The organism is Shewanella sp. 38A_GOM-205m, assembly GCF_000518445.1.
Classification (GTDB): domain Bacteria; phylum Pseudomonadota; class Gammaproteobacteria; order Enterobacterales; family Shewanellaceae; genus Shewanella; species Shewanella algae.
In genome coordinates this window covers 102,106-115,170 of sequence record NZ_KI912439.1, presented here as the reverse complement: position 1 = coordinate 115,170, position 13,065 = coordinate 102,106, and the positions used below count along the sequence as shown (strand labels likewise).

The 13,065-nt window shown below is 51.7% G+C and carries 13 protein-coding genes; 5 read left to right on the top strand and 8 right to left on the bottom strand.

Features of this window, described 5'->3' with window-relative positions:
• The 8 genes from N512_RS0120920 to phhA form a co-directional block, all read right to left on the bottom strand.
• Positions 1-278, bottom strand: a 278-nt coding sequence (locus tag N512_RS0120920; RefSeq protein ID WP_028781572.1) for a transposase domain-containing protein, incomplete at its 3' end; no start/stop codon positions are given.
• Between the two features lie 130 nt (positions 279-408).
• Entirely contained in the window at positions 409-870 is a 462-nt protein-coding gene (locus N512_RS0120915; RefSeq protein WP_028781571.1) for a hypothetical protein, read from the bottom strand.
• A gap of 10 nt (positions 871-880) precedes the next feature.
• On the bottom strand, positions 881-2,998 hold the full coding sequence (locus tag N512_RS0120910) for a S8 family serine peptidase (protein ID WP_028781570.1): 2,118 nt from the start codon (positions 2,996-2,998) through the stop codon (positions 881-883).
• 461 nt (positions 2,999-3,459) lie between these two features.
• Positions 3,460-4,119 carry a maleylacetoacetate isomerase gene (gene maiA, locus N512_RS0120905; RefSeq protein WP_028781569.1) on the bottom strand — a complete coding sequence of 220 codons (660 nt, stop codon included), beginning with the start codon at positions 4,117-4,119 and terminating at the stop codon, positions 3,460-3,462.
• A 157-nt stretch (positions 4,120-4,276) separates the two neighbouring features.
• Positions 4,277-5,266 (bottom strand): fumarylacetoacetate hydrolase family protein, encoded by a 990-nt coding sequence (locus tag N512_RS0120900; RefSeq protein WP_025010901.1) that lies wholly within the window; start codon positions 5,264-5,266, stop codon positions 4,277-4,279.
• Between the two features lie 261 nt (positions 5,267-5,527).
• The gene (gene tyrR, locus N512_RS0120895; RefSeq protein ID WP_025888340.1) at positions 5,528-7,066 is read right to left on the bottom strand and encodes a transcriptional regulator TyrR; all 1,539 of its coding nucleotides are present in this window, start codon (positions 7,064-7,066) and stop codon (positions 5,528-5,530) included.
• 198 nt (positions 7,067-7,264) lie between these two features.
• Positions 7,265-7,603, bottom strand: a complete 339-nt coding sequence (locus N512_RS0120890) for a 4a-hydroxytetrahydrobiopterin dehydratase (RefSeq protein ID WP_025010903.1) — start codon at positions 7,601-7,603, stop codon at positions 7,265-7,267.
• A gap of 54 nt (positions 7,604-7,657) precedes the next feature.
• Positions 7,658-8,449, bottom strand: a complete 792-nt coding sequence (phhA, locus tag N512_RS0120885) for a phenylalanine 4-monooxygenase (protein WP_025010904.1) — start codon at positions 8,447-8,449, stop codon at positions 7,658-7,660.
• Between the two features lie 286 nt (positions 8,450-8,735).
• Here phhA and galU point away from each other — a divergent pair, with 286 nt between their 5' ends.
• From galU to N512_RS0120860, 5 genes are all read left to right on the top strand, one after another.
• Positions 8,736-9,647, top strand: a complete 912-nt coding sequence (gene galU, locus N512_RS0120880; RefSeq protein ID WP_025010905.1) for a UTP--glucose-1-phosphate uridylyltransferase GalU — start codon at positions 8,736-8,738, stop codon at positions 9,645-9,647.
• Complete coding sequence (galE, locus tag N512_RS0120875; protein ID WP_028781568.1) at positions 9,644-10,657, top strand: UDP-glucose 4-epimerase GalE; 1,014 nt, start codon at positions 9,644-9,646, stop codon at positions 10,655-10,657. The genes galU and galE overlap by 4 nt, the downstream gene beginning before the upstream one ends.
• Before the next feature lie 2 nt (positions 10,658-10,659).
• Positions 10,660-11,139 (top strand): ferredoxin-type protein NapF, encoded by a 480-nt coding sequence (napF, locus tag N512_RS0120870; RefSeq protein WP_028781567.1) that lies wholly within the window; start codon positions 10,660-10,662, stop codon positions 11,137-11,139.
• Between the two features lie 117 nt (positions 11,140-11,256).
• Positions 11,257-11,661 (top strand): bactofilin family protein, encoded by a 405-nt coding sequence (locus N512_RS0120865; protein WP_025010908.1) that lies wholly within the window; start codon positions 11,257-11,259, stop codon positions 11,659-11,661.
• A 154-nt stretch (positions 11,662-11,815) separates the two neighbouring features.
• Entirely contained in the window at positions 11,816-12,790 is a 975-nt protein-coding gene (locus N512_RS0120860; RefSeq protein ID WP_028781566.1) for a LysR family transcriptional regulator, read from the top strand.
• The last annotated feature ends 275 nt before the right edge of the window (positions 12,791-13,065 follow it).

The following is a 13,065-nucleotide window of genomic DNA, read 5'->3' as shown; positions in this document are numbered from 1 at the left end:
CTTTTTGCTAACAGCTCCTCATCGGCTAACCCCTCGGCACAGACATTCATTCGCCGTGCAACTTCGGCAATCGGTTCGTTGCGGAAAAACGCCATTCCAACAATAAGCCAAAGAACCATATCACTCGGTAAGCGACGTCGACGAATCGTCGCTTTATCGGAAAGTGTTGCCGCTTTAGCAATCCACTCGTCAGGAATATGCTCGGAGAAGGTGGTTAGCTGAGCGACATCAACAGGACTCTCTTCAAGAAAGTCGGCAAAGCAGTTTTGAATAGACATAAAAAATCGGAAACCTACAAACAGGTTTCCGATTGTCTCTCATCAGGAGGATCGGTCAACCGATCCTTATCTGATCTACGTTGCGGTGGAACCCGGGCCTTTTTGCGTCTGAGTGGATCATCTCATTGGATCACATAGGCTCGTGTTTAAGTACCGCCCTATCCAGCTTGACTCTCATCACTTGCGGATCCCGCTTCAGCTTTTCGAGCACAGCCAGGAGATCGCTGCCTTCACTGGCGGCCAACACCATCAGCTGAGTGTCATTTTGCCAATCCAACCTCAGGCCTGAATCGGCAGCAAAGGCCGCGGCATCAACACCAGGCTTGAGTTTGACCACCAGCTTTCCGGTCACTGTCGCAAATGGCTCGCCGGCCTCTGTCACCAGTTGCTCTCCCTGGCTCAGCCTGCTGGCTTTCTGCACACCTTTGTCTGTCTTGACATAAAAAGTATCCTTCAGTCCGAGGAAGTCGGCTCTATCGCCCTGTTGCTGATACTGCTTGCCGTTATCTTCAAAAGGGTTTTTATCATGCGCCGTTGCAGGAGCCGCCAAAAGTGTCAGCCCCATGGCCATCATTGCTGTTGAAATCTTCATCTGTTACTCCTTAAGATGCTGCCTTGGCCTTGTGGCCATGAAAACGAATGGACCAGCCCTTCAACATACCGTTACTCTCATTGGGAATACTGATATAACCCTTGTCATATTTGAGGAACTGATATTCACCGCTGTTCACATCTATCAGCTTAATGGTCCACACACCTTTGGTGTTTTCACCATAGAAAGCATTTGAGAGCATAGGTGTCTTATCATAGCCTTTGACCAGGTCATCCGGATCGTTGGGATCCATCACGCCCTGATACACCAGGCCATTGAAAGGCGTCATCAACACACTGCGGGTACCTGCCGGAGACACCAACTCAACCGCCAGATCAGGAAGACGCAGATGATCGGCGCTGAGTTCAATCTGCACCGCTTCCACCACCAAATCCTCGGCAACCTCAAGAGAGTCTGAAACCCCGGCAAGACTGGCATCCGGAATCGCCTTATCAAGATCCTTTTCACTGGCAATCCAGTCAGTCAACAGATACTCACCTAAGTCTGCCTTGTAGTCCTTGGCCATAGCTACAGCCGCACTGACATCTACCCTGCCAAAACCATACTCATTGTGGAAATGAAATCCTGCAGCGTTGTCCTGCCAGGCTGAGATAGCCTCATAGACAGGCGCCTTGTCCCCCTCACCGATAGCAATCGTCTTGGCGGGTATATCTGCATCCACCTTGGTGGCAGTCGAAGCCAAGATATGGCGAATATCACGCCAGGAAAGAGAGGGGTTGGCACTCATAATCATGGCGACTGCACCACTGGTATTGGGCGCTGCTGACGATGTTCCGTTCATGGTAGAACGATAGTCACATTCCAGATTGAGTGGATGCAGGCCGCCGTCAAAAGGCGTTGATGGGCGCTCTTCGGTAACCGAACTCCCCTTGTCACAGCCGGCTCTGTCCGTGGTCACAATGGCGGGATCATCCTCACCATATTCCCCACCCGGCGCAGTAACGAACACATTGGAACCTACAGAAGAATAACTTGAGCGCTTACCGGCTGCATTGATTGCCGATACCAGGAGGTTATATACGTTGGCATTGTCGGAGGACATGTTGGCATTATGGAAGGGCAAACCGTGGTTGGGCACTTTGCCTTCTTTTGGCGCACTGAAATAATCACCGGGGATCCAGAAGGTATTGAACGCCTTGTAATATTTGTAGCCATTACCGGCAGACTTGACAAAGATGCTGCCCTTGCCGTCAAAACTGTCTTTGGTAATAGCACCATAGACCTCATTTTCATCTTCATCAAATCCATGGGGGAAAGGCACTGAATAACCATAGCTCTGGTTAAACACCCTGGCATTGTCACTGTAAGCACTGGCACCGTGGGACTTGGCGAAGTTCTCAAAGGTTTGTACGCTCTTGACCTTACCGCTGGGATCCTTATCCAGGAAGTTAAAACCGATAAGGTTGGCATCGGGGGCAACACCGCGGCCGCCAAGGCCATTCCAACCGGCAGCGGCTATGATCCCACCAACAGAAGTACCGTGCGAAGCACTGTCGGCAAATGGCGTAGGATCGATAGTGCCGGTGATCAGGTTATAGGAGCCGCCTTCAATAACATTGGCCTTGAGATCCGGGTGACTAATCTCCAGACCATCATCTACCACAGCAACAGTAACGCCTTTACCGGTAACACCTGAGGCAATAGCATCACTGACATTCATGTCTTCACCGGCCACACCGCGATTCTTGGCAAAGGCATTTTGGCCTGTGTTTTTCAAGTGCCACTGATGCTGATACAAAGGGTCGCCACCGTCGATACGCAATGTCAGCGTCGAGACAGATTCGCTCTTGCCGTCACTGACTTTGAAGCGCACGACTTCTGTGCCTTCCAACGTATCGGTCTGGTAGCTGAAGCTACCCTTGGCCGCATCATTGATAGTCAAAGTCCCTAACTTGACTTCGCCGGGATCCACTAACGAAAAGGTTATCCCTCCTTCGGCATCTCTTCCTTCCAGTTGACCATCCAGGCGTACCGACTGACGAACGTCATAGGTCACATCCTGACTCTCAGGGGCTGTATTAACCGGCTCAGGTGCCTTCTTGTTGTCACTGCCACACCCCGCCAATAAGACTGCGGCTATGCTCAGCGCAATAATCGACTTATGCATACTTCTTTTCCTTTTGATAATAAAACGCCATACCGCCGAAAACAGGTTTTCGGAAGCAGATTTTTAATAGGTATGGCGTATTTTTTATTGTTATAGCTTGGTCAAAATCAAGCATTAACATATGTATCACATGTAACAGCTAATTCAATAAGAGAAAAACAACAAGCAGGAAAAATCCTACATATGATACGAAATACGTTATTTGAGGTATTTTATAAAAGACTAAACAAAGAAATGGTAAACCTATAAATCTAAAAACAATTTCCTATATAAGTCAGATCGCAAATGTAATAAAAACAGCATGTTGTTTAAACAATTAGTTACAAATTGCCGAGCAGATTTTATTTTCAAAAGCCTGTTATTAACAGAAAGGTATCATTTTATAAGAGAGGTTTTTCAAGCGCGGGGTATTTTTAAAGTTATTTTATAGCCACCGCATAGATGACTATAAAATAATAAAACTACTGGGCATCTGGTTGATTTTCAGGTGCTGCATCAATAAAGGCCGGCAGAGTCAGGCACTCATCATTAATACGACATATATTGGGATAAGGAGACAAATCGATATTAAAACGCTTGGCATTATAAACCTGGGGAACCAGACAGATATCCACCAGGCTGACCTGGTCGCCGAAACAATACCTGCCCGAGTACTGCTGCAGCTGTTGCTCCAATGCACCAAAGCCCTGTTCGACCCAGTGGCGATACCAATCATTCTTGGCCGCGTCATCCAACTTGAGCGTCCCGGTCAGATACTGCAACACCCGCAAGTTGTTCAAAGGATGGATCTCACAGGCAATCCCCATCGCCATGGCCCTGACCAGCGCCCGCTGCTCAATATCACCCGGCAACAGCGCCTCACCGCCAAAGGCTTCATCCAAATATTCAATGATCGCCAGTGATTGGGACAGCACCAACTCGGCGCGATCGTCGGTGTCATCCGTCACCACCAAAGCCGGTACCAACTCCTGCGGGTTAAGCGCCTTGAAAGCAACCTGATGCTGCTCGCCGCCATTGCGCACCAGATGAACCGAGAGCTGCTCGGCGCAAAGCCCCTTGAGGTTGAGTGCAATTCGCACCCGATAAGCGGCGCTGGAGCGCCAGTAACCATATAATTTCAACATAAGTTGTTCTCCCAAAGCTCGCTAACCTTAGATTGCGACTCCGTCCTGGTGATGTTTTATCCAAAGCCTTAACGCTGACACATTCGAAGGCAATACCAAGCCGGTATAAAAACCAACGGGGCTTCAGAGAGCCCCGTTTTGTTATCGAGTTATTTTACTCGGCTATATACTCAACTACCTGCTGATCTATCGTGCCGAAGATGCTGTGCCCGGCATCATCCAGCATTTCGATTCTGACCCTGTCACCAAAGCCCATAAATGGCGTCACCGCCTTGCCCTCGGCAATCACTTCCAGCATGCGCTTTTCGGCCAAACAGCTGGAACCTGCGCTTCTGTCATAATTGGAAATGGTGCCCGAACCTATGATGGCACCGGCGCCCAGGGGGCGGGTTTTGGTGACATGGGCGATCAGCTCAGCAAAGTTGAAAGTCATATCCACCCCGGCATTGGGCTTGCCGAACAGTTCGTTGTTCAGATGGGTGATCAGCGGCAGGTGAACCCGGGTATCCTGCCATTTATCCCCCAGCTCATCCGGGGTGATTGCCACCGGCGAAAAACTGCTGGAAGGTTTGGACTGGAAGAAGCCAAAGCCTTTGGCCAACTCGGCCGGGATCAGGTTACGCAGCGACACATCGTTAACCAGCATCAACAGCTTGATGTGAGAGGCGGCGTTTTCAGCACTCACGCCCATGGGTACATCATCTGTAACCACGGCAATTTCCGATTCGAAGTCTATGCCCCAATCTTCGCTTGCCAGCGGGATATCGGCTCTGGGGGCGATAAAACTGTCTGAACCGCCCTGATAGACCAGGGGATCTGTCCAGAAAGACTCCGGCATTTCGGCGCCGCGGGCCTTGCGTACCAGCTCAACATGATTGACATAAGCGCTGCCGTCGGCCCACTGGTAAGCGCGGGGAAAAGGTGACAAACAACGGCTCTCGTCAAAGTCCTGGGTGTTATCCAACATGCCGGCATTCAGGGCATCGGAAAGCTCTCTGAGCTGAGGTTCCAGCAGTGACCAACTGTCAAGCAATTGCTGCATGGTCTGGGCTATGGCGGGGACAGCCACTGTCTTCTTCAAATCCCGGCTGACCAACATGAGTTGACCATCGCGGCGTCCATTGTCATATGTCGCTAATTTCATACCTGCTCCTTCCTGTCTCTGCCCGGATTAATGGTTTTCATCAGGCTATGTGCCCAGCTCAATCCGTTTCTGTTATCCCGCCAGTAATACCTCATGCCGCGGGGAATGAAAACTCTGTGACTCACTTCACATTTAGCCCGCACGGGAACGAGTTTGTAAACTTTCACTGACGCTTGCCATCAGCAAGCGCCGGCAAAGGCTTTGCGCTCAAAGATAGCCTAAATTTCAGCCGTTCCGGCGGCAAATCCACTTTACAGGGCTTCAGCGCTTCTTGCTGATCTCATATTCCCTGAGTTTATTGGCAATGGCTGTGTGGGATACCCCCAACTTTTTCGCCAACTGGCGGGTACTGGGGTACGCCGGATAGAGACGCCGCAGCAAACCGGCTTCAAACTGTTTCATGGCTTGATCCAAGGTGCCTTCAAACTCCTTGTCGAAATAGCCAAAACCTTCGGCATAGGAAGGCAGTTTCAACTGTTCTATGGTCAATTCGGCCGAACCGTCCCACATGGATACCGCCCTGAACACGGCGTTTTTCAGTTGCCGCACGTTACCGGGCCAGGCATAGGTCAACAGGTGCTCGCGGCAGGACGCCGAGATCCGCCGCACCGGGCTGGAAAGCTGCTGGCTGTAGTGTTCAAGGAACATTTCCGTCAGCGGGATAATATCGACCCTGCGTTCACGCAGCGCCGGCATATGGAAACTCAGTACATGAATTCGGTAGTAGAGATCTTCACGGAACTCACCGGTCTGACAAAGCTCCGCCAAATTCTTCTGGGTCGAGCAGATGATACGGACATCGGCGCGCACCTCTACATCGCCGCCGATACGGCGAAAACTGCCATCCTGCAGCAAGCGCAACAATTTGACCTGAGCGGCCTTGGACATCTCGGCAATTTCATCGAGGAAGACGGTGCCGCCCTTGGCTTCTTCGAAGAAACCCCGCTTAACCACTTCCCCCTTACTGACATAACCAAACAGCTCCTCTTCCGCAGCACTGTCGGGCATGGCGGCGCAGTTGATGGCAATAAAGGGTTTCTCCCGCCGCATGCTGGCATCGTGACAAGCCCTGGCCATCAGCTCTTTGCCTGTGCCGGTTTCTCCGGTGATCAGCAAAGGCGCATCCAGCTGTGCCATACGCTTGGCCTGCTTGAGTACCTCTTTCATCTTGTCGCTGACGGCCAGCACTGAATCAAAGCCACTGCTCTGGCTCTGCAGCGCGTTGAACTGTTTGCCCACCCGCGCAGGTGACTTGAGTGCCACCACGGCGCCGGCGAGAATACTCTTGTCGTTTTCATCCGGCAGATAGATGGGCAGCATCTCAGCCAGATACTCGTTGCTGCCAATAGCAACCCGGGTAGCTTGCGCCAACACCTTGGGCTCACTGAGCCAGCGACCAAAATTGAAGCCTTGCACCCAGTGATTGAGGGATTCATCTATTACTTCATGTTCGGCCATTTCCAGAATAAGCAAGGCCGACTCGTTGACGATACGAATACGTCCCTTACCGTCGAGGGAAAACACGGCATCCGGCAGGGTTTTTAATAGGGTTTTGAGGGCGTAATGCTCCTGCTCCGAGGGCATAAAGGAAACGGTTCTGACGTCGTGCACCCCTTCCACCTTACGGATTTGGGGCATCAACTCACTCAAGGTCTCAAAGCCGACCTCGGCAAACTGCAAATATAAGAATCCCTTGTTACTGGCGTCGATAGCGATAAGGTTAATCCCGTATCGCTCCAGCACCATTAAAATATCCTTGGCTAAACCAACGCGATCCTGACAACTGACTTCCAAGCGCATAACTGTCATTCCCTTTTATAATTCAGATTCTTTGGGATTATCGCCTGCATGAAGAGGTCAGCAGGCGATGTAAAAATGCGCCCTATACGTTAGAAGGTTCTGACACAAGTGGCAAGCTCGCTTTACAGCGGATTTGTAACAAAGGGAAAGGATTCAGTGTGAAGAGACAATCAACACACTGAATATATTAGGAAAAGATTAATCCAGTAACTGGTCTGTCTTGGCAGCCATGATAAAGTCGTTACGGTGCAACCCCTTAATGGAATGCGACCACCAGGTCACAGTCACCTTGCCCCATTCGGTCAGGATCCCCGGGTGGTGAAACTCTTCTTCAGCCAAGTCAGCCAGCTTGTTACTAAAGGCCATTGCCTGCCGGAAATTTTTAAACTTGTAAACCCGCTCCAGCTGCATGATGCCATCGCGCACCTGTACGCCCCAATCCGGGATCATCCGAATAAGCTCGGCAAGCTCGGCATCTGTCACCTTGGGAGCATCGGCGCGGCATGCTTCGCACTTCATATTGGCCAGTTCAGTCATAACATCTCCTTGAAAGTGGCCAGCATGCTTGCACGCAGGCCATTACCGCCAGTATCAGCTGGCTTTGGGTTGAAATTTGGGGGTAAAGAGTCCCAGTCGTTTGGCTTGGGTAATCGCCTTCATAATGTCCATGCGGGCGATTTCATCCAGAAAATCGATATGTTCTATCTCGTAATAGATGGGCTGCATAATGTCTATCCGATAGGGAGTGCGCAACACATCCAGCAGTTCAAAGGGTCTGCGCTCCGGTGTGTCGCTGAAGGCGTACAGCGTCTCGCCCGGCGAGCTCAAAATGCCGCCACCGTAAATTCTCAGACCGTCGGTCTGGGTACGCAGCAAACCAAACTCCACGGTAAACCAGTAGAGACGCGCCAAAAAGACCCTGTCTTCCTTGCTGGCATCAAGCCCCAGCTGACCATAAATATGGGAGAAATGAGCAAAGGCCGGGTTGGTCAACAAGGGACAATGACCAAAAATCTCATGGAAGATATCCGGCTCCTGCAGGTAATCAAACTCCTCCCTGCTGCGGATAAAAGTTGCCACCGGAAACTCCTTGTTGGCCAGGAGTTCAAAGAAGCGCCCGAATGAGATAAGCGCCGGTACCGCCGCCGTCTTCCAGCCAGTGGTGTCCTGCAACACGGTATCCAGCTCACCCAGTTGCGGGATCCTGTCTTTGGGCAAGTCCAACGCCTTGAGTCCCTGCATGTATTCGTCACAGGCACGTCCCGGCAAGTTGTGTTCCTGACGTGCATACAGCTCCTGCCAGATGGCGTGCTCGTCCTGCGGGTAATCTATTCGGCCATCACTGCCCGGGTGACGGGCCACATATTGAGTTGCTTTACTCATAGTCCATACTCACTGCCTGAATCGTTTCTGATTTCATGTTCACTCAAGGCCGCACTTTTGTTAACCAGGTCACACTTTATTTCCGGCGACCAGTGAAGAAAATTTGTAAAGATTGAGTTACAAATTGGTATTTAACTCTGTGAACTCAGAAGCTTATTTTTGTGCTCCAAACAGGCTTTTTTGCATATATCCAGGGAAATTAGCCCTTTTTGCAAATGGCTTTTCGGTGCCACTGCATTACAATAGGGGCTGTTTTATCCCGAGCACCCAAGGTATCTGAATGCCGATAAAATCGACCACCATCCGCAAGGCGGTAATTCCCGTTGCGGGTCTTGGCACCCGAATGCTGCCGGCCACCAAGGCCATTCCAAAAGAGATGCTGCCGGTAGTAGATAAACCCTTGATCCAATATGTTGTCAGCGAAGCCATTGCCGCCGGCATCAAGGAAATCGTGCTGGTTACCCACGCCAGTAAAAACTCCATTGAAAACCATTTCGATACCAGTTTTGAACTGGAAGCCCAGCTTGAGCGCCGGGTAAAGCGGCAACTGCTCAATGAAGTGCAGTCCATCTGCCCGCAAAATGTCACTGTGATCAGCGTCCGCCAGGCTCAGGCCAAAGGGCTGGGACACGCCATTCTCTGTGCCCGTCCGGTAGTAGGTGATGAGCCGTTCGCCGTGCTGCTGCCGGATGTGTTGATAGACGATGCCGCCAGCGATCTTTCCCGCGATAATCTGGCCGAAATGGTCAGCCTGTTCGACCGCACAGGAACCGGGCAGATCATGGTGGAAGGTGTGCCTCACGAGAAGGTAGACCAATACGGAATAGCTGATGTCAACGGCCACGATCTCAAGCCGGGCGAATCCCAGCCGCTTATCAAACTGGTTGAAAAGCCGGATGTCGACGAAGCCCCCTCTAACTTGGCTGTAGTGGGCCGCTATGTGCTACCTGCCGCCATTTGGCCCTTGCTTGGCAAGACGCCGGCCGGTGCCGGTGATGAAATCCAGCTCACGGATGCCATTGCCATGTTGATGCAAAGCCAACAGGTCAACGCTTACTACATGCGTGGCAAGAGCCATGACTGTGGCAACAAGTTGGGTTATATGCAGGCAACGGTGGAACATGCATTGCGCCACCCCGAGCTTGGACGTGAATTTGCCGCCTATCTGGGCGATTTGGTTAAAGGAAGTAAAGCATGACAATTTTGGTCACCGGTGGAGCCGGTTATATTGGCACCCACACTCTGGTTGAACTCTTGGCCGCGGACAAAGAGGTTGTGGTGATAGACAACCTGAGCAATTCAAGTGTCGAAGCCTTGGCCAGAGTCGAAGAGATCAGCGGCAAGAGCGTGCTCTTTTATCAAGGCGATATTCTCAACAAGGCATTCCTGCAGAAAGTCTTCAGTGACCACAGCTTCGAAGCCGTTATTCACTTCGCCGGCCTTAAGGCGGTGGGTGAATCCGTCGCCCAGCCGCTGAGATACTATGAAAATAATGTCACCGGCACCCTTATTCTGTGCCAGGTGATGAAAGAATATGGCGTTCGCAACCTGGTATTCAGCTCATCGGCCACAGTTTACGGCGATCCCGCCAGTCTGCCGATCACCGAGGCCTTCCCCACCGGCGCCACCAACCCTTATGGTCAGTCCAAACTGATGGTGGAACATATTCTGGCGGATCTGGCCGCGGCCGATGCCAGCTGGAACATCGCCCGCTTGCGTTATTTCAACCCGGTCGGCGCCCACAAGAGCGGCCGCATCGGTGAAGATCCCAACGATATCCCCAACAATCTGATGCCCTTTATCGCCCAGGTTGCCGTCGGCAAGCGCGATAAACTCAGCGTATTCGGCAATGACTACCCCACGGTAGACGGCACAGGTGTGCGTGACTATATCCATGTAGTTGACCTTGCCATAGGCCACCTCAAGGCACTGGATAAACTCGCCACCAATCCTGGCCTGGTCACCTATAATCTGGGAACAGGCCAGGGCTACAGCGTACTTGAGATGGTCAAAGCCTTTGAGAAAGCCTGCAACAAGGCGATCCCCTTCGAGTTTGCCCCGCGTCGTCCCGGCGATATCGCCGCCTGTTATGCCGACCCTACCCATGCTACCAAAGAGCTGGGCTGGCAGGCTGAGCACAGCCTGCAGGATATGGCCGACTCCAGCTGGAACTGGCAATCCAACAATCCTAACGGTTACAAGGGTTAGTCATGGATCTATCCCGCAGACATCTGTTCAGTCGCCGCAAGAGTAATGTGGTCAGGCCGCCCTGGAGTAAACCGGAAGCGGAATTTATCGACGCCTGTACTCGCTGCGGCGCTTGTGTGAATGCCTGCGAGACCCAAGTGCTTATCAAGGGGGATGGCGGCTTTCCGGAGCTTAACTTCCAGCGCGCCGAATGCAGCTTTTGCCAAGCCTGTGTCACCAGCTGTGCAGAGCCGGTATTCAGGCCTCTTAGCGAAGCGCCTTGGCAGCTTATAGCCCAATTTGCCGACAACTGCCTCGCCCGCCAGGGTATTGTCTGCCAAAGCTGCAAGGATGCCTGCGACGAGCGGGCGATCCGCTTTCCGCCCCTTTTAGGGGCTACCGCTCTACCTGTACTGGATGCTGAGCGCTGCAGCGGCTGCGGCGCCTGCGTTGCCCCCTGCCCCGCCTCTGCCATCAAGCTGGTAGAGCCAGACCCCGCTTGACTTCCCATCCGGGAGCCAAAAATCTGACTCCCACAGCGCCAAATTTTAGTGGTTTTGTTCTTTTTCAATAACGGGTAACATCGGGCCTTCCCTGAGAAAAAACTCTTAAAAAGCATTATGTTTGGTAAAAGCAAAAAAACGACGGGGCTCACATATATTGCCCAGGGCAGCAAAATCACCGGTGAGAGTCACTTCGATGGCGAGACTCTGGTTGGCGGTGCCATTTATGGAAAAATCAACGCCGAAAGCAAGCTGACCATAGAAGCCAACGGCTTGGTTGATGGCGAACTCACCTGCCAGGAGCTCAAGGTCTCCGGACTGTTTCGCGGTAAGCTCTGCTGTGAAAAACTGACCATCTGCGGCACAGGGACTGTCGAAGGTGAAGTGGCCAGTAAGTCGATGGAGATCTTCGAAGGTGGCCAATTTATCGGCATGAGAGTCAAAGAAGAGGTCAATCTGCTGAAACAGCTGGGTAATGACAGCGAAACGGCTACCGAGTTGAGGCTGCAAACCCAGGAATGAGTTTAAAGTATGGGATCCTGCAACAGGATCTCCATCACACTTTGTTCACAAAATATACAAAAGCAGCACAGAATGGTGCTCAGTCACAGTAATGCGCTGCTCGGAGAGCTAACATCTACCCCCTAAGTGGTATAAAGCCGCGGGATGGATGTAAGTGACGAGTCGATTACTCAAGCAGTTGTGCGAATTGGATATCTTTACTCTCATGGTGTTCAAGAACATCTATGAGACGGGGCATGCCAACTGTACGGCAAGAGATTTGGCGGTTTCCGCCCCCAAGGTCAGTCGCTGTTTGGCCGCGCTCAGGCTGGCCTTTGATGACGAGCTTTTCTATCGCCGCCAGCAAAAACTCAAGCCCACCCCACTGGCCGAAAGCCTGTATCAGCCCGTCTGTGATTTCATTCACTCAGTGCATCGGCTGGAGCAACAGGTTCATCAGAGCCGTCAGCCCTCGAACGACATCTGTATCCATATTGCCGTGGCGCATGGACTGCTTTCCGCACTGGCGATGAAATTGGGGCTGAAAAACATTCAACAGCAGTTGGGTCAGGTCAGGCTCTACCCCTGGCAGGACGACTCGGCAGAGAAGATTCACCGTGGGCAACTGGATTTGGGGATCTGTCTCGAACACCCTGAGCAGTTGGATCTCATTCTGAGTTCACTTGGGCAGGCCATGGGCGTATGTGTGGTCAGCCGAGAAGATCATCCCCTGTGGCAGAGATCCCCGGCCATCACCCTCGAAGATATCAGCCAATACACCTTCGTTTACTTGACCATCAAGGGCTTCAACGAACGCATGGATCCCATGGAGCTCTTCTGTCAGCAAGAAGGCATACCCCTATCCCAGGTACATGCCGTACACGACAGGGAAGAATGGCACGCTCACCTGCTTACCATGGGCAGTGTAGCCTTCAGCACTCCCAACGAAATGGCGCTTATCAAGGGCATGCCGGGTTTGCGGGTGCAACATCTGCCCGAAACCGAGGTGGCCAAACTCCACCGGGCATTTTCGCTGCCAAGCTACTCCTTGGTGGAAAAAGCCCCCAGCTACCGCCGCTACTCCGAGCAACAAAGAAAGCAGTTACTGGCTCTGGTCACTCAAGAACTCTACCCCAAAGCCGAGTATTGAAAACTGAGTCAGGTCCTGTGCCTGACCCCTTTACTCGCACCAGCACCGACACCCTTCGCCCACCTATCAAAAGCTGCTGACCGCTTTGTCCCTGGTATGGGTTTTCTGCCCTGTAGATTCGGCAATTTCAAAAACTGAAATTATCCATTTCACCATCAGTTATTTCTTTATCAATTTTTTAACCCTTAATTCACAAATAAAACAATAAGTCAAAACTACTACTTTAGATGTATGTATATTCAAGTTACTGCACAAGCAGTACCCATAATTTGAAT